Origin of the sequence: Rubrivivax sp. A210, assembly GCF_904426505.1 — a bacterium.
Lineage (GTDB): Bacteria > Pseudomonadota > Gammaproteobacteria > Burkholderiales > Burkholderiaceae_C > Rubrivivax.
Map to the genome: position 1 here is coordinate 101649 of NZ_CAJGBN010000006.1, position 16580 is coordinate 118228.

Genomic DNA, 16580 nt, shown 5'->3' on the forward strand with positions numbered 1-16580 from the left:
TCGGCTTGGTGGCAATCGCCTTATGAGAACCAGTGCAGTGCGCCGCTCTGTTCTGTACTTATCACGCAGCTGCCACCAAGGCGGCCTTGGCGCGGGTCACCTTGGCCAGGATGTCCTTGGCGCTGGCGGTCCAGATGAACGGCTTGGGGTCGATGTTGTGATGGGCGACGTAGAGGTCGATGGCCAATTCCAACTCCTGGACGCTGGTGAAGCTGTCGCGCCGGATGCGCTTGTCCGTGATGTCGCGGAAGCAGCGCTCGACCATGTCCAGCCACGACGCGCCGGTGGGCGTGAAGTACATGACGAAGCGCGGATTGCGGGCCAGCCACTTCTGCACCTCGGGGTGGCTGTGCGTGGCGTAGTTGTTCACGATCAGATGCAGGCTCAGGTGCTTGGGCGTGCTGCGCTTGATCAGCCGCAGGAACTTCAGCCACTCGCTGTGCCGGTGCCGGGGCTGGCACATCGAGATCACGCTGCCGTCCAGCGTGTTGAGCGCCGCAAACAACGTGGTCGTGCCGTGGCGCTTGTAGTCGTGCGTGACGGTACCGGCACGACCGCGCTTCATCGGCAGGCCCGGTTGCGTGCGGTTGAGCGCCTGGATCTGGCTCTGCTCGTCGCAGCTGAGCACCAGGGCGTGCTCGGGCGGGTTCATGTACAGGCCCACCACGTCCAGCAACTTGTCCTCGAAGCGCGGGTCGCGCGAGAGCTTGAAGGTTCGGCTCAGGTGCGGCTTCAGGCCGTTGCTTTGCCAGACGCGGCGGATGGTTGTCGCGCCAACGCCCAGGTACTCGGCCAGCGTGCGGGTGCTCCAGTGGGTGGCATTGATGGGTTTGTCATGCAGCGTGGCCTGCACGATGCGCGACTCGATCTCCGCCGTGATCGTGGCCGGTCGGCCGCTGCGCGGGGCGTCTTTGCGCAGCGCCTCTATGCCGCCGGCCAGGAAGCGCTCACGCCACAGCGCCACCTGGCGCCGATCCAGGCCCGCCTCGACGGCGATGTCCTTGTTCTGCCGCCCTTGAGCCGCCAGCAACACGACCAGCGCGCGCTGCTGCAGCCGCGCCTCCACCGTGCGGCGCTTGGCAAGCACACGAAGCTCTCGCTCGGTGGGCTCATCCAGTTCAATCGTCTTGGTACTCGCACGCCAAGTCCGCAGTGCGCCGCGGTGCTCAGACGCCGGGTCGACTCACCTGCCTTCGAATTGACCCGAATCAAGCCGCAGCCCTAGCATGGCGTCGACGCGCTCTGGTGCCGAACTGGAGGATACGCAGTATGGTCGCCGACAAGCCGCACGGCGCGAAGCGCAGCCTGGCCTCGCGCCTGTTCGGGTACGACGTCTTCGTCTCATTTGCGCTCGGCCCGCCGCCGCGGGGCAGCCGAGCCTATGCCGCCGACCTCGCGCGGCGCCTGCGCGAGCTGGACCTGGCGGTCTTCTTCAGCGAAGAGGAGGCCCCCGCCGGCGGCCAGCTTGATGCCACTCTGAAGGGGGCCTTGCGGCGCTCGCGCACGCTGGTCGTAGTGCTCAACCCCGCCACAGTGAGCGAGCCGCGCTGGGTGCGAGCGGAGGTTGAGGAGTTCAGACGCGCCAGGACGGGCGGGCTGGTGGTCCCGATCAGCATCGGCGGAGCGCTGACCGACCCGGCGCTGGCCGCCGAGGCCGAATCCTGGCTGGCGCACCGCCACATCATCTGGATCGACGAGACGGAGGCCGCCTGGCAGGAGGGCGTGGTCGGCGAGGACGTTCTCCGCCGGCTAGTGACGGCGCCGCACAGCGTGCGCAGCGCGACACGCTGGCGTGCGCTGGTCTCGGTGGCGATGGCCACCTTCGCCACGCTGGCGCTGGTCGCCTGGCTGCAGCGCCAGGCCGCTGTTGTCAGCGAAGCGAATGCGGTGCGCAACGCCCGCGCCGCCGAGGACTCGGCGAGCGCGGCACGGGTCGCCGAGGCACAGGCCAGCCAAGCGGCGCGCGACGAGGCCGCGGCGGCGGCGCGGGCCGAGAGCGCCGCCTCGGCAGCCCGCACCGCGGAGGCGCTGGCCACGCGCGAGGCCGAAGCTGCGCGCAAGGCCGAGGCCCGGGCTCGCGAGGAACTGGTACGGGCCACCGCGCTGCGCCTTGCTGCCGAGTCTGACGCGATGCTGGCGGGGCTGCGCGCCGGCGGCGACCGGCGGGCCCTGCTGCAGTTGGTGGCCGCCGCCCGGCTCGCGCCCGAGCCCGAGGTGCTGGGCGTGCTGCACGGTGCATTGCAACGGCATAGCGATCTGGTGCGCCTGATCGAGCTGCCCACGGCCGGCACCCAGGTCGCGCTGGACGAGGCCGGCGGGAGGCTCTTTGTTGCGGTGCCCAGTCATGGCGTGCAGGTCTTCACCTGGCCCGGCGGCCGGCCGCTTCCGGGTCTTTCGCTGGCGCGGGGCACACTGGTGCGGGCCTTGGCGCTGAGCGACGATGGCAGCCGGCTGGCCCTGGTCATTAAGGACGGCATCGCGCGCGAGCGGCCAGCGCAGGCGCGCGTGTGGGACACCGGCAGCTGGCAGGCTATCGGCCCCGTGCTGGACGCCGGCCGGGACGGAACCGCGGCCGCCGCCTTCGGTACCGACGGGACGACACTGTGGCTCGCGGTCGACGAACTGCTGCTGCACCATGAGCTAACCGAGGGCCAGCTTCTGTCGCGGCATGTGCTGGACATCCGCACGCCCTACCCCGAGGGCAAGATGACGCTGTCGTCGCTCCATATCTCGGTCGCGCAGGGACGGGTGGTCGGAGGCGGCTTCTACGGGCCCTCGCGCCGCGCGCTGGTTCTGTGGCGGCTGCCCGACGCAGAGCTCGTCGCATCTACCCTGCTCGAAGAGCGTTGCGACACCCAGGTCGTCGGCCTGGCCCCCGACGGCCGCCGTGTGCTGACCGCGGGCGGGTATGTGGATTTCGATAACTCAATGTGCAGCTTCGACTCGGCCGGCCTGCGGCGGCTGTCGGGACCGGCCAAGCCGATGCGGCACCCGGTCAGCGCGCTGGCCGGAACTGCCGACGGCCGCTTTTACGCCATCGGCACCGAGGGCGGCGACATCGCCAGCTTCAACGTCGCGCTCGACCCGGCGATGCCGCAGGTGCTGGCGCGCGAGCCGCACCGGGGCGGGGTGCGCGCGATCGTCGCGGCGCGTGGGTCGGACCTGATCGCAAGCGTCGCCGAAGATGCGACTGTGCGCCTGCAGCGCTGGCTGAAACTGGGCGAGGGCTTGGCGACTTCGCCCGAGCGCACGACCGACGTCGTGGGCCAGATTCGCTTCGACTGGGGCGGCACGCTGCACCTGGGCGATGCCGGCGGCGGGCAGAGCGTCGACTACTTGCTGGACCCGCGCAACGGCCTACCGGGTGGCCTCAAGGCACGGGGCGACGCAGGCTTCGCGGCTTGCGTCGCTTTTCTGCCCGGCGGGCAGCGCCTGTTTGCGCTGCGGCGCGGCCGGGTCGTGCAGTGGGATCGGGCCACCGGACGTGAGGCCGGTGCCCCGCTGGCCGAGGCCCCCCAGAACCTGAGCTGTCTGACACTGGACCCCGAGGGCCGCCGGCTGGCCGCGGGGACGCAGGACGGCAAGCTGATGCTTTGGGACGTAGCCAGCGGCCGCCGCATTTGGACCAGTGCCGACCGGCACCAGAAGGCGGTCGGCGTGCTGCGCTTCAGCGCCGACGGGCGCCAGCTCTATTCCGGCGGTGCCGACGGCCTGATCGCTGTCACCGACACCGGCAGCGGCCGCGAGGCCCGCCCGCCGCTGCGGGCCGGGGCGGGCGTGGTAGGGCTGGACGTGGACCCCGTCGGGGACTTCCTGGCTTCAAGCCACGGCACTACGGTCCGTTGGTGGCACCTGCCCAGTGGGCGCCCGGTCGGAGCCCCGTTCGCGGACCCGATGTCTGAGGGCTTGGGTCCGCTTGTATTCAGCGCCGACGGACGCCGGGTGCAGATCTATGCGCGGGGCCGCTACGGAGTACGCATCTGGCCGGCGCCAGGCCAGTGGGCGGCCGAGCTCTGCGCCCGGCTGACGCAGGACATCACGCCGGCCGAGTGGCGCGACTGGATCGCGGCCGAGTTGCCCTACCGGGCACTATGCCCCTGACCCTCAGTCGCAGAACAGCCCCCCGGTGCCCGCTGGCAGGCTGAGATAGCCAGCCGCGGATATTCATCCGCTCCAACCGAACGTCAGCAGCCGCAAGCGTGGCCCGAAGACCCTCTTGGCGGAACGCTGGCAGGTCGGATGTCGACCATGTGCCGCAGCAACGAGAAGCCCAAAGGCGGCTTGGAGGGAGTGCTTCGCAGCGGGTCTGTCGCGCCCAACCACGCCCATCAAGCTGGTGATGCATTCCGCGCCGGCCAAGAACTAGCATGAGCCAGGAGGTAGACCATGCAAAGCTACCAGGCCCTCTACTACCCCTTCATCCACTTCAAGGACGACAACTGGCTGAAGCTCGCTGCGTTGTACTGGGACAAAGTGGCGCGCATCGTTCCCGAGGACTACACGACGGAAGACAGTGCCACGGTCAAAGCACTGGCACCCTGCATCGAGGCAGTACGACCCCACTGGGCCCCAGCCGACTTCGCAACAACCTTCGTCGATTTCATCGACCAATATGGTGCGAAGCTGCTTCAGTTGTACGGGCTACACCTGCGCGAGCAGTGGCCGCAACTGCCGGCGAAGGAGCGGCCGCCGCGCCCCGGCGGGCCGTCCGGTAACGACGCCCGGCTGGGCTACATCTATTACGAGAAGATCAACGACAACGTCTACCGCGTCCTGAAGGATTCGGGCCTGGCCTCGACTGATGACCGCGGCGAACGTTGGATCGGGATGCATCCGCGCCTGGCCTGGGTCTACATGACGGCGTTGGCTGAGCAGATCTCGGCCCACCGCGGGCTGCGCCCACTGACCGACGAGACGCGTGATCATCTCGCGCTGTCCAGCTTCACGCCCGAGCGGTTGGCCCAAGCGCTGCTCGGCGATGTCGATCTCGTCGACGTGGGGCCGACGCCAATGGAAGTCGAGAGCCTGATGGTCTCGGTGGCTTTCAAGGCGGTGGTTCCGAGCAACTTGGCGGCGCTCGAGCCGGACAAGATTCTCGAGTTTCGGCAGAAATACTTGCCGGAGCGCACCGCGTTCCAGCAGGCGACGGCCGATCTGCTCAAGGGCGGCGACTGGCTGAAGTCCATTGACGAGCCCGCCGTGCTGGAACAGCGCCTGCGCGATGAATACGACAAGCTCTGGAGCATCCGCCTGAAAGACCTGCACGAGAAGATGCGCGATTGCGGTGTCGACGCCGTGCTGGGCTGCTTCAACGTGAAGTCCGTGCTGCCTGCGGGCATTGCAACTGCGATGGCGGGGCTTGCGCTGAATCCGGTGGCCGCCGGAGCCGCCGGACTTGCGGTGGGCGTGATGTCGACACTGCGCGACAAGCGCAAGGAGGCACTCGGTGCGCTGCGGGGGTCTCCGGTCTCGTACCTTTACCGCATGGAGCAGGACCTGGCGCCGAAGGACGTGTGGGGCTGGGTGCGGCATGGCGCACACAGATTCGCTCTGGGCGTGTGACGCGCATTGTCGGGGTGAACAAGCGGTCGCTTCCGTACACGCAAGTGGGCGTTCAGGTTCCGGCCGAGGCCGTGTGGAAACGCGCGCACTTGAAGCTACGGCGGACATCCCTGACGTGACTGACGCGGGCGTCGCCAAAGGCTGACGATGCACCGCGAGTGCCCGAAGCAAAAAGGGCTCTCGCCCTACGCCCTCATCGCCTCGATCAGCGTTCCAGTTCCGAGGATCTTGATCACCCGCTTCAGGTTGTACGCCAGGACCTGCAAGCTCATCTCGGTTGCCACCCGAGGAAGCGTCTTGGTCAGGAAATGATTCGATCCCATCCAGCCCTTGAGCGTGCCGAAGACGTGCTCGACGGTCTGACGGCGCAGCCTCATGGCTTCAGGTGCATCTTCGAGCCGTTCTTGAACGACATCCAGTACGTCCTCGTGTTCCCACCGCGAGATGCGCCGTTCCTTGCCCGTAGTTCATCGCGGCTTCATGGGACATCGAGGGCAGTCTGACGACCAGTACTTGTGCCGGATCTTGCCGGCCTCTTCAGAAGTCATGCGGTAGATGGCAATGCTGCCGGCCGGGCCCCGGTACTGGTCCGCCTTGTCGTCGTAGACGAAGTCGCGCTTGTCGAACAAGCCGACTGCTGCCTTGTTCAATGTCATCGGCTTGGGCACCACCGCGGCAACACCCGCACGTTCGCACTCCAGGATTTCGTAGCCTTCGTAGTAGCCGCGATCCGCCAACGCGATGAGCTCGTCTTCCGCGGTAGCTGCCTTGGCAAGCTTGGCCATGTGCGCCAATTGATGGCGGTCATGGCCGACATTGGTGACCTCATGGGCCACCATCAAGTGGTGCTTGGCATCGACCACGGTCTGCACGTTGTAGCCGACGATGATCGCTCCCGCCGCAAGTGCTGGAACTACGACTCTGTCGGCGCGAAAGAGTTTCCACACGGCCTCGGTCGCCAAGAGAAATTCAAGGCAGCGAGTGGCCTGCCCGAAAGCTGCCCACCGCGCCACCCTCCCAGCGAGGCCCCAGGAAAGCGGGGCGCCCGACTCGCGTCAAGCGCCCCGCAAATCCTGGCCTGGCCCTTCATCCCTTCACGCACACCACCTGCTTGAGCGTGTGCACCACGTCCACCAGGTCGGTCTGCGCCGCCATCACGGCTTCGATGTCCTTGTAGGCCGCGGGCGTCTCGTCGATGACGTTCTTGTCCTTGCGGCACTCCACGCCTTCGGTGGCCGCGCGGTGGTCGGCCAGCGTGAAGCGGCGTTTGGCTTCGCCGCGGCTCATCACCCGGCCGGCGCCGTGGCTGCAGCTCTCGAACGAATCGGGGTTGCCCTTGCCGCGCACGATGTAGCTGCGCGCGCCCATGCTGCCGGGGATGATGCCCAGCTGCCCGGCCCTGGCGCTGACCGCGCCCTTTCGCGTGACGTAGACGTCTTCGCCGAAGTGGTGCTCGCGGCTGACGTAGTTGTGGTGGCAGTTCACGGCCTCGACGTGGCTCTGGAAGTTCTTGTGGATCACGGCCTTGGCGGCCTCGATTACGCGCTTCATCATCAGCTCGCGGTTGATGGCCGCAAACCGCTGCGCCCAGCCCACGGCGCGCACGTAGTCGCCGAAGTAGCGGCTGCCTTCCTCGAAATAGGCCAGGTCGACGTCGGGCAGATTGACCTGGTGGCGCATCGCGTCCTGCTTGGCCAGCTCGATGAACATCGTGCCGATGGCATTGCCCACGCCGCGCGAGCCCGAGTGCAGCATGAACCACACGAAGCCGGCCTCGTCCAGGCAGACTTCGATGAAGTGGTTGCCCGTGCCCAGCGTGCCCAGGTGCTGGATGTGGTTGGTCTTGGCCAGCTTGGGGTAGTCGCGGCACAGTTCGGTGAATTCGGGCTCCAGCCCGGCCCAGGCCGTGGTCACCGCGCCCGGGGCCTTGCTCCAGGCGCCGGGGTCGCGTGAGCCCGGCTGGCGGCCATGCGGCACGGCGCGTTCGATGGCGGCACGCAGCGGCGCCAGGTTGTCCGGCAGGTCTTCGGCCGTCAGCGTGGTCTTGCAGGCCATCATGCCGCAGCCGATGTCCACGCCCACCGCGGCCGGGATGATGGCGCGCAGCGTGGGGATCACCGAGCCCACGGTGGCGCCGATGCCGAAGTGCACATCGGGCATGGCCGCGATGTGGTGGTGCACGACGGGCAGGCGCGCGGCGTTGGTCAACTGGCGCCTGGCCTGATCTTCCACGGGCAGGCCGCGGGTCCACATCTTCAGCGGCACACCGCCGGGGACGTCTTCGTGGATGAAGTTGGTTTCCATGATGAATCTCCATTGTGAGTGCCCCGGCGGTACCGACGGCACCATCGGGGCCGGCGCTCAATCAGCTCAATCGCGTTCCTGCACGCGACGATCGGGGAAGACGCGCGGCCAGCCACTCGTGCACGTCGGCGCGGACGTGCCGACCTTCGAGCAGGAAGTCCTCGAATCGGCTGGGCACATACGGCAGGTACACCAGCGGCATGCCGGCTTCCTCGGGCGTGCGACAGGCCTTGCGGCCATTGCACAGGCCGCAGGCAGTGACCAGGTTCATCCAGGTCCAGCCGCCGCCGCGCGAATGCGGCACGATGTGCTCGCACTGCAGTTCGCGCTCGTGAAAGCGCTGCCCGCAGTAGGCGCAAGTCATGCGGTCGCGCCGGAACAGCTTGTTCCTGCTGAAGGCCGGCACCACGTCGAACAGGTTGACCCTGGGTGCACCGTGCAGCGCAATGATGGGATGCACTTCGATGACCGACTGCCGCCCGCGCCAGCGTTTGCCGGTCTTGGCTTTAGCCAGGCCTTGCGCTGGCCTCTCTGGCAACCTTCCTACTGCAGGTGTCGGCGCCGATGCTTCAGCGCCGGTAGTGATGCCGGTTCACGCCGTCAAAAGCAGCCGCTGCGCAGGCAGCAATGCTTGAAACGACCTCGCCGAGCCGCACGGGCAGGGGTCGTTGCGGCCGAGCTTCTCGGCCAACTCCTTGCTGCCGCGCACGATGCGATTGCCGCGCTTGACTGCCGTCTCAGACGGGAAGCCCTTGCGCCGCTTGCTCGTGACCTCGAAAGCACACGTCGTCATCGTCGTTCGGTTTCATGGCACACCTCCTGGGTGGTTGATGGACTCGAAGTCCGGGGTGGGCAAGATCCGCCGGCGTTCGCCTTGTGACGGCACCGCTGCACCGCCGGACTGGAAATTGGTTCCCTAGTCCCGAGTCGACCGGAGATGCCTGCGAAGGCTCCTGCGCCTGAGGCCGGGGGGCCTGCCGATTCCGCCACGAGGGCGGTGAGCTGGGGCGTCGCCGGGGTTCGTACCCTGACGGGCCAGGTGAGCCCGCTACTCTGCCCCGTGAGAGCGGGACGCATGAAGTTCACATGCGCTTGGGGGGGCCGGCCGGGATCGAACCGGCACCAGCGGGTTCACGACCCACGGCTCTGCCATTGAGCTACGGCCACACCCAAACACACGCTTCAAACTGGTCTCGGTGGCAGGTCTCGAACCTGCGGCCTCGTGATCCCAAATCACGCGCGCTGCCATCTGCGCCACACCAAGATGAAACTGGTTCCCCCACGTGGCCTCGAACCACGGACCTCGTGGTTGACGGCCGGGGGCTCTGCCATCTGCGCTACCGGGGAAGCGAACTGGTGCCTCGTGACCGATTCGAACGGCCGACCCGCCGGATCGGAACCGGCTGCTCTTGTCCGCTGAGCTAACGAGGCATGGACTCGACGGTTCGATTGCTCGCTGCGATCGGACGCGGGCTTTCGCCTTCGGCTTTGCAGGCCGCCGCCTTCGACCACTTGGCTACGTCGAGATGTATGAAACCGGGGCACGGGCTCGATTCACCGCTTTCTACCTAGGCCCGCGCGTTGCCTCGCTTCACGGCAGGTGCGTTCGCCTGCCCAAGTGCGCGCGTATGGTGCTGCTCTGCCAACTGGACTGGTCCGGCCGTGTTGGTACCTCGTGCGCGAATCGAACGTGCGACCTCCGGCTTCGTAGGCCGGCGCTATGAAATCCAACTGAGCCAACGAGGTTCTGTCTTGCTGGTGCCGAGAGAGGGCTTCGATCCCCCGACGCACGCGCCTTCAACGCGCCGCTCTACCTGCTGAGCTATCTCGGCAATCTGTTCTGCCGCCTCGTGCGGGCGTCGACCCTGGAACCTGTCGCTCGCAGGGCGGCAGCTGTACCAGGTGTTGATCTGCACTCCACGGGAGAACCATCCGGTCACGGGTTCCGGCGCCGCCCTATCCTTGCGGCCGATTTCCACCCGAAGCGTGAGCTCGATGGGCTTCCTGTTCCTTTGACGTCGCGTGCGGGATACGAAGCCGCGCCTCTCAACTTGAGCCGCGGAGCAGCGGCAATGCCCACACTGCTGTCTAGGGTCGTCTATTCGCACGCGACATGTCTGGTGCCCTCGGCGACGGTTCGAACGCGCGGCCTGCCGCTTACAAAGCGGCTGCTCTGCCAACTGAGCTACAAGGGCTTGTCTGAATCCACTTCGGCTGTGCCCGAGCGCGAGCATCCCGTCGGATGTGGTGTCTCGCTGCACGGGGCCTGATCACTGGCCGCGCACATCCCGTACCGCCAACACCTTGTCGCGCGGCCACGGAGTGCAAGGACACACCCGAAGTGGAGCGAATGACGGGTCTCGAACCCATGTCTTGGCCGTGGGGTGGCCTTGCTCTGCCCATTGAGCTACATCCGCAAAGATTGCAAGGCATGCCGCCGGCCTGATCCAGGTTCCCGGGGCTGCCTTGCGGCAATTTGTTAAAGAGCGTCCACCGCCAGCGGTGGTGCGATCCATCGATCGCGAGCCTGTGCCGATGCGCAAGCCGGTTGAAGCCAGAAATGAAAAGAGCCCGGATCCTTTCGGAATCCGGGCCCCTGCGTGCAGAGCTTGGAGGGTGCGAGCTATGCGCTCTCCTCTCCCGGATGAACTGGGTCCCCATGCCGCCCAAGCCGATGGCAGCTTGTCGGAAAGGTCGGGAACAGGGCGGTGCGGCAGGCGCCCAGCGATCCCATCGCCGCGGCACGTGCGAACGCGACCAGCCCCTTGATGGGTCGGGTGGTGCTGGCGACGTAGCGGGAGTTCACGATGGGATCCTTGGAAAAATAGTTGCTCACATGGAGCGGTTTGGGGTACGACAAAGCGGACTGTAAATAGTCTTTACGTCATCGTCAACCCCCTGAGAGAATGCCGGATCGAAATCGTTGCATCAAGCACAGCATCAGTGGTCAACACCACCGTCACCCGAAGACTCAACGCCCTGGCCCTCTTCCAGGCCTACGCCGAGCAGGCGCTCGCAACCGGCGCCTCGCCCAAGGGGCTGGAGCAGGCCTTTGCAGCCACGCTGGAGATCTCGCCCAGCATGTGGAGCCAGATCAAGTCGTCGCGGCCGATCGGCGACAAGCTGGCCCGGCAGATCGAGCAACACCAGGGCAAGCCGGTTGGCTGGCTGGACGAAGCCCGCGAAGACAGCTCGCCGACCGCTGCCGAGAGGGCCTTGCAGGACCTCGCGCTGGCCGCCTGGCGGTCGACCAACAGCGCCGGGCGCAAGGCGCTGCGCGCGCACCTGGAGGCGATGGTCAAGACCAGGCCGTAGCCGGACCCGTGCAAACACCCTGCAGATCCAGCCAGCCATGACATCGTCGGTCACCAGACGCAGTTGCTTCGGCCTGGTACTGCCATCGGCGGCCGTGGTGTCGGCACTGGCATGAGCCGCTCCCGCAAGCACCACCACCATGTATACGTGGTGGAGCTGTCGGACCGCGCATGGAGCGAGGCCTCGTTCCGCAAGGCGAACCCGGACTATCAGCTCAGCAAGCCGCTGGTCTACGTCGGCATGACGGGCCTGGACCCAGACCTGCGCTTCGACCGGCACAAGGCCGGGATCCAGGCCAACCGGTTCGTGCTGCAGTACGGCCTGCGTCTTCTGCCGCAGCTGTACGAGGTCTACAACCCGATGCCCCACGAAGCCGCTCGAGAGATGGAGGTCGAGCTGGCTATCGGCCTGCGCGAGGCCGGGTATGGGGTCTGGCAGGCCTGAGTTGCCGGAGATGGCGTGCACCGTGCCATGGTCTGCGGACGATCATCAGATGCGGGGCGCGCTCACGCGGTAGGCCGCTGTTCGAAGGACTCGAAGTTGCCCTCGCTTGGGTAGACCTCGACGGATTCGACCGTGGATGCAGCTGGTCCTCTTCGTGCCCAGGCGATCAGTCGGTCGATCACTTCCTGCGAACCCGCGGCTGTCGCCTCAACCGAGCCGTCGCGGCGGTTGCGAACCCAGCCACGAACGCCCAATTGCCGGGCCTCCTCGGCCATCGACCAACGGTAACCCACGCCCTGGACACGGCCGCGGACTTCGAGTCGAACAACGGTGTCGGTCATAGGCGGTCCCCGAAGTGTCTCGAGCCCAGGGTAACCGAACTGTGCACTTGCTGAGGTACTTGCCGGACAGTTCGGCCACGTCAGGAATCACTCTGCTGCATCGTCGCCGGAATCAACGCTACTCGCACCTTACCAGCCGCTGTAAGTCCTTCGAGCTTGTGAGGTACGGTCTGGCGCGGCAGGCTGGTGATCTGGGAGAGGCTGCACAGGCGCAGAGGTAGCCAAGCCCTTGTTTCCCGCTCCGCCGCTGCGTGTGGACAGCGGTCGGTGGCGCATTGACCTTCGGATCGCCGGAGGCCTACGACCGCACCACCTCGCACAGCGGCCTATCGGGCGAGCGCAGGCCGCGCGGCCCAATGACCGCTTGGTGCCAGTCAGCGCAAGTACGCCGGGCCTCGACCAGCGTCGGCTTACGCTGCGGTCCGGCCGATTGATTGCAGGCGCCTTGGTTGCCGGCTCCTCAGCATCGCTTGGCCCAGGCCTCGATGGTTCGGCGGCGGAAGCGGGCTAGATAGGCCGCCTCGGTCACAGCGATGGCGGACCCTGCTCTGTCTCAGCCTCGCGCGCGCGAGGGCGTGGCTCTCGGAGAACCCCCCAAAACATCGTGTCCAGCCATCGACGTTCTCGCCGCCCTCCGGTTGCCTAGTCGCGGGTGGATACGGGACGGCTGAACAGCGGTCGGAAATCGCGTCATCGCACGGATGGGCACAACTTGGGCACAGAACCCCACAACGCCGCGCCAACTGGGCACGGCCCGCGCTTGTGCCCAACGTCTGTGCCCACGACCGTTGGACCACTCGCCCAATGGTCGCGATTTCGACCCAATGGTCAGGCCCTGGGCACGGCGCCCAACGGTCATTTCGAGGCTGCGCTGAAAACCGTGGGCACGGCCAGGGCACGAAATGGGCACAGGATGGGCACAAAGCAAAACGCCGCCCTTGTGGGGCGGCGCATATTCAGTTCTAAGTTGTCGAATCCGCCATCCGATGGCCCGGAATCCGGCATCTCTTGGCCGCGTTACCGCGCCAAAACCCCTGCTTTTGCTCGCAAGCCTGTAACTCCACCCGTCGGAAGGCGCCTGGGGCAGGATTTGAACCGGTCACTTTTGCCCCATTTTCGGGCAGATGCCGGATTTCTGTTGAGGTTTTGCGGAAATTCGTGAGTGGTGACAAGGACTTGCGTGGCTTGGCAAACGTGGCCAAGATATGCCGGATTTTGGCAAACGTGGCCAAGATATGCCGGACACATGTAACGGGGCTGAAACTGGGTTACGGAGTGACGGTCGGAACCGGCCCTCGGCCGACCACCTGCGCGGCCGTCCACAAGGGCAATCGTCCCATTGGCGCCGAAGCCTCCTGGCGGCCGGGCCGTTCCCTGCGCACCTCACTTTGGCGCACGTCGCCGACTGGCGAACGTTGTTGGGCACCTCCGGGGCCGCCCGTGCCGGGAGCGCTCCGGTGAAGCGGCTGCCCCGCCCCAAGGCTTCCGACCAGCAACCGCTTCCCGTGGCAGGAGGCACGCGTGGACGCTTGCGCAGGTCCATGCGAGGCAATCGCGGACCGGCGTAGAACACGTTTCATTTTTGACTTGCATGTCTGTGAAATCTTGCTAGCATTGGCTCACAAGTTTTTGAGAGGTCAGCATGGACGAACAAGCCACAAGCTTCAACCCGGCCGAACTGGGCCGCTACCTGCTCCAGGTGCGCGAGCAGGCCGATATCAAGCAGGCAGACCTGGCAAAGCGCGTGTCGCTCAGCCCAGCGGTCCTCTCGCGCATTGAGACCGGCGACCGTCCAGTCACCTTGGAAGAGGTTGTCGACATCCTCAAGCAGATTCCGACTGCCGGGGCCGCCCGGCTTATCGAGGCGGTCCAGCGGCACTGGAAGGTGCTTCCGGTGCCGCCGCTCGACCACGTCGACCAGGACGAGCTCTGGCAGGCCGAGCAGGTGGCGCGGGAGCTGGAGGAACTGCGCAGCAACCCAGACCTGCCTCAGGCGTTCGGCCGCCGCATCGGCGAGTACGCCGACGAGTTGAAGCGGTGTGCGGGCTTGCTGCTCAAGCGTGAACACCAGGTGGCCTTCATCGGCGCTATCGGCGTCGGGAAGTCGACAGCTATTGGCTTCATGACCGACCTCACGGTCCGCAAGGACGATGGAAAGCTGGCGCCAGTCCTGGCCGACGGCGCCGGCGGCACCACCCTGTGTGAGGTGCACCTGCTCAGCGGACCGCAGTACGGCATCGCAATCGAGCCAGGCACACCCGATGAAATTCGGGAAGACGTTCGGGACTTTGCCGAGCACGTACTCAAGGGCACAGGCGGGGCCGAGGACGACGATGTGCGGCCCGGAGAGCCAAGGGCCACCTACAAGGAGGTCGAGCGCGCCATCCGGAACATGTCGGGCCTGATGTTCAAGTCCTCGCGAGATGCGGCTGGCAAGCGCCAGACATTTGACCCAGCAAAAGAGCTGGCCGCAGAGTGCCCTACTGTTCGAGAGTTCACGGTAGAGGTCTTGACGCGGATGAACCTGCCCACACGCGACCGGCGGCAAATCTGGTACGAACCCTCGTCGGGCAAGAGCCCTCTGGCATGGCTGAGAGACGAGTTTCGTCGCATCAACGACGGCAAGCATCCTGAATTCACGCTCCCGAAGCGTATTGAAGTCATCGTCAAGAAGTCCCTCCTGCAGGCTGACGGCCTATCTGTTCGCTTCATTGATACCAAGGGAATTCACGGTACGGCGGCTCGTGAGGACCTCGAAGTTCACTTGAAGGACCCCCACACACTGGCTGTCCTGTGCTCGCACTTCAATGATGCGCCGGGTAGCCCTGCTCAGCACTTGTTGAGCCGGGCAGTAGAAAGCGGCATTCGCGGTTTGGAGGTCAACTCCTCAGTGCTTGTCTTGGCGCATCACGACCAAGCCCTGGCCGTAGTCGACGACGCCACGGGCTCCGCGGTTGAGACCGTTGAAGATGGCTATGACCTCAAGCGCGACCACGCTCTGATGAACATGGCTCCACTGGGCCTAAAAGACTACCGCATCGGCTTCTACAACTGCTTGAGCGACCCAGGCGCAATAGCCCAGGAATTCCTGGTCCAGGGGCTCCAAATGGCGCGCAGCTCGTTCCGGCGGCAGTTGGAAGCGGCCACAAGAGGTGCGCGCAATCTCTTGGAGAACCAGCGGGAGCAGGCCAACCAGGCGGCATTTGATGAGGCGGCAGCGCGCCTGCAGCTGTGGCTAAGGGAGAACAGCAAGGTGCCGGTGACGCCAGGCTCGGTACAGGAAGAACTTCTGAGTGAGATTCTCAGTGCGCCGGCGTCTTCCGTGGCTGCAGCTGCGCGGCGCGATGGGGAGTGGCGCAGCTTCAGCTACTCCTATCAACTTGGGTTCGGGGCACGCAAGCTGTGCGTATCTGCAGTTGGCAGGCGCGTCGACGGGTTCGCTGAATATTGCCGCCTGCTGCGCGCGACGCCGGAACTGGCTCCAGCTTGCGAACTTGTGACCCAGGTCGAACGGGTCCTCATTGCCGGATTCGACCAAATGCAGAACAAGGCCCAGTTGATGGCTCAGACCACCTATCGGGAGGCCTTGAAATCCGCCGCAGACCTTTGGCAGCGCTGCGTGGCTGAGTGGGGACGTAGCCGCGGATATCGCCAAGCCGTGGCGATGTTCAGCCGTGAGTGGTTCACCGATGACAAGCGTGTGGCCATGGAGGGCGACGTTCGCACGATGCTGGAGCGCGAATGGACGCGAACTCTTGAGTCGGTGGCCGAACTCTTGGGCCCAGGGGCTCCAGTGAAGGCCTCGGAATGACAGACGGCCATCCTTATCCTTCCGGCGCATTTTGGGCAAGGACGCAAGATTGAGCCCTGGCGGTGCTATCTCTGCGCCGCACCGAATCCAAAGATGCTTCCACCCGCCGGTGCGCGGACTTCATCGCGCTTCGGCCTCGAATGACTAAAGTCCGCCGCAATACTGGTCGGGCCAAATAGCAGCGCCCAACGATGGAACCAATGCAACCTGCCAGACCACTCGAGCCGCCAAGAGCCATGTTTGTCGGCGCCGATCCAAATCTGAGCCACCGTGCCGACCGAATATTGAGCCAGGGGTGGGAGCCGACTTTGAGAGTGTCGGCTGTGGATAAGTTTAGTTGTTAGCCTGCTTCGTTGACCTCCTTTGTGCCGTGTTGATCGCGCGGGGGAAGACGCGCAGGGCGTAGCCCGTAGCGTCTTCCCCCGCGCGGCGCCCGGTCAGAACGGTTCGGCCTCGGCGTCGGTCTTGGCGCCCTTGCGCGTCTGCTCGCGCGCCTTGATCCGCTTCTTGGCCTCGGCCGTGCTGCGGCTGAAGCGGATCGATTCGTTGCCGGTCTCCACGATGTGGCAGTGGTGCGTCAGGCGGTCCAGCAGCGCGGTGGTCATCTTCGCGTCGCCGAACACACTGGACCATTCGGCGAAGTCCAGGTTGGTCGTGATCATCACGCTGGTGTGCTCGTACAGGCGGCTGAGCAGGTGGAACAGCAGCGCCCCGCCGGCCTGGCTGAAGGGCAGGTAGCCCAGCTCATCGAGGATGACGAGATCCAGGCGCAGCAAGCTCGTGGCGATGCGCCCGGCCCTGCC

At 65.9% G+C, this 16580-nt stretch carries 11 protein-coding genes, 8 tRNA genes and 1 pseudogene; 5 read left to right on the forward strand and 15 right to left on the reverse strand.

Going from position 1 to position 16580, the window contains the following annotated elements; genetic code table 11:
• Nucleotides 1-61: 61 nt before the first annotated feature.
• On the reverse strand, nt 62-1123 hold the full coding sequence (locus tag JMV16_RS06450) for an IS630 family transposase (protein WP_201493381.1): 1062 nt from the start codon (nt 1121-1123) through the stop codon (nt 62-64).
• 146 nt (nt 1124-1269) lie between these two features.
• Between JMV16_RS06450 and JMV16_RS06455 the strand changes: the two genes are divergently transcribed.
• Both JMV16_RS06455 and JMV16_RS06460 read left to right on the forward strand, forming a co-directional pair.
• Nucleotides 1270-4101 carry a TIR domain-containing protein gene (locus JMV16_RS06455; protein ID WP_201493369.1) on the forward strand — a complete coding sequence of 944 codons (2832 nt, stop codon included), beginning with the start codon at nt 1270-1272 and terminating at the stop codon, nt 4099-4101.
• A gap of 285 nt (nt 4102-4386) precedes the next feature.
• Nucleotides 4387-5562, forward strand: a complete 1176-nt coding sequence (locus JMV16_RS06460) for a DUF6236 family protein (protein WP_201493370.1) — start codon at nt 4387-4389, stop codon at nt 5560-5562.
• Between the two features lie 185 nt (nt 5563-5747).
• Here the strand turns inward: JMV16_RS06460 and JMV16_RS24160 are convergent.
• The 12 genes and pseudogenes from JMV16_RS24160 to JMV16_RS06525 all read right to left on the reverse strand — a co-directional run.
• Nucleotides 5748-6458: pseudogene (locus JMV16_RS24160) on the reverse strand (transposase); the annotation flags it as partial.
• A 190-nt stretch (nt 6459-6648) separates the two neighbouring features.
• Nucleotides 6649-7866 (reverse strand): RtcB family protein, encoded by a 1218-nt coding sequence (locus JMV16_RS06475; RefSeq protein ID WP_201493372.1) that lies wholly within the window; start codon nt 7864-7866, stop codon nt 6649-6651.
• A 61-nt stretch (nt 7867-7927) separates the two neighbouring features.
• Nucleotides 7928-8326: an HNH endonuclease gene (locus tag JMV16_RS06480; protein ID WP_236580387.1), complete on the reverse strand. Its 399-nt coding sequence runs from the start codon at nt 8324-8326 to the stop codon at nt 7928-7930.
• A 132-nt stretch (nt 8327-8458) separates the two neighbouring features.
• Nucleotides 8459-8659 carry an SEC-C metal-binding domain-containing protein gene (locus tag JMV16_RS06485; protein ID WP_201493373.1) on the reverse strand — a complete coding sequence of 67 codons (201 nt, stop codon included), beginning with the start codon at nt 8657-8659 and terminating at the stop codon, nt 8459-8461.
• 300 nt (nt 8660-8959) lie between these two features.
• A tRNA-His gene (locus tag JMV16_RS06490) sits at nt 8960-9033 on the reverse strand.
• Between the two features lie 21 nt (nt 9034-9054).
• Nucleotides 9055-9130, reverse strand: a tRNA-Pro gene (locus JMV16_RS06495).
• Between the two features lie 90 nt (nt 9131-9220).
• Nucleotides 9221-9297 (reverse strand) — tRNA-Arg (locus tag JMV16_RS06500).
• A 1-nt stretch (nt 9298) separates the two neighbouring features.
• A tRNA-Cys gene (locus JMV16_RS06505) sits at nt 9299-9392 on the reverse strand.
• A gap of 140 nt (nt 9393-9532) precedes the next feature.
• A tRNA-Arg gene (locus tag JMV16_RS06510) sits at nt 9533-9612 on the reverse strand.
• A 10-nt stretch (nt 9613-9622) separates the two neighbouring features.
• A tRNA-Phe gene (locus tag JMV16_RS06515) sits at nt 9623-9698 on the reverse strand.
• Between the two features lie 286 nt (nt 9699-9984).
• Nucleotides 9985-10061 (reverse strand) — tRNA-Thr (locus JMV16_RS06520).
• A gap of 147 nt (nt 10062-10208) precedes the next feature.
• Nucleotides 10209-10283 (reverse strand) — tRNA-Gly (locus tag JMV16_RS06525).
• A gap of 526 nt (nt 10284-10809) precedes the next feature.
• On the opposite strand from JMV16_RS06525, the gene JMV16_RS06530 reads away from it, so the two are divergent.
• Both JMV16_RS06530 and JMV16_RS06535 read left to right on the forward strand, forming a co-directional pair.
• Complete coding sequence (locus JMV16_RS06530) at nt 10810-11181, forward strand: hypothetical protein (RefSeq protein ID WP_201493374.1); 372 nt, start codon at nt 10810-10812, stop codon at nt 11179-11181.
• 111 nt (nt 11182-11292) lie between these two features.
• The gene (locus JMV16_RS06535; protein ID WP_201493375.1) at nt 11293-11625 is read left to right on the forward strand and encodes a hypothetical protein; all 333 of its coding nucleotides are present in this window, start codon (nt 11293-11295) and stop codon (nt 11623-11625) included.
• Between the two features lie 62 nt (nt 11626-11687).
• Here the strand turns inward: JMV16_RS06535 and JMV16_RS06540 are convergent, their stop codons facing one another.
• Nucleotides 11688-11966 carry an acylphosphatase gene (locus JMV16_RS06540; RefSeq protein WP_201493376.1) on the reverse strand — a complete coding sequence of 93 codons (279 nt, stop codon included), beginning with the start codon at nt 11964-11966 and terminating at the stop codon, nt 11688-11690.
• Nucleotides 11967-13608: 1642 nt separating this feature from the next.
• Here JMV16_RS06540 and JMV16_RS06545 point away from each other — a divergent pair.
• Entirely contained in the window at nt 13609-15777 is a 2169-nt protein-coding gene (locus tag JMV16_RS06545) for a helix-turn-helix domain-containing protein (protein ID WP_201493377.1), read from the forward strand.
• A gap of 437 nt (nt 15778-16214) precedes the next feature.
• Here JMV16_RS06545 and JMV16_RS06550 read toward each other — a convergent pair.
• Nucleotides 16215-16580: ATP-binding protein (locus JMV16_RS06550; RefSeq protein WP_201493378.1), on the reverse strand; the 366-nt coding region annotated here is incomplete at its 5' end.

Excerpts from the sequence above, each read along its gene's own strand:
- JMV16_RS06455 (WP_201493369.1), top strand. The coding sequence starts at position 1,270 with ATGGTCGCCGACAAGCCGCACGGCGCGAAGCGCAGCCTGGCCTCGCGC.
- JMV16_RS06460 (WP_201493370.1), top strand. The coding sequence starts at position 4,387 with ATGCAAAGCTACCAGGCCCTCTACTACCCCTTCATCCACTTCAAGGAC.
- JMV16_RS06475 (WP_201493372.1), bottom strand. The coding sequence starts at position 7,866 with ATGGAAACCAACTTCATCCACGAAGACGTCCCCGGCGGTGTGCCGCTG.
- JMV16_RS06485 (WP_201493373.1), bottom strand. The coding sequence starts at position 8,659 with ATGACGACGTGTGCTTTCGAGGTCACGAGCAAGCGGCGCAAGGGCTTC.
- JMV16_RS06535 (WP_201493375.1), top strand. The coding sequence starts at position 11,293 with ATGAGCCGCTCCCGCAAGCACCACCACCATGTATACGTGGTGGAGCTG.
- JMV16_RS06540 (WP_201493376.1), bottom strand. The coding sequence starts at position 11,966 with ATGACCGACACCGTTGTTCGACTCGAAGTCCGCGGCCGTGTCCAGGGC.
- JMV16_RS06545 (WP_201493377.1), top strand. The coding sequence starts at position 13,609 with ATGGACGAACAAGCCACAAGCTTCAACCCGGCCGAACTGGGCCGCTAC.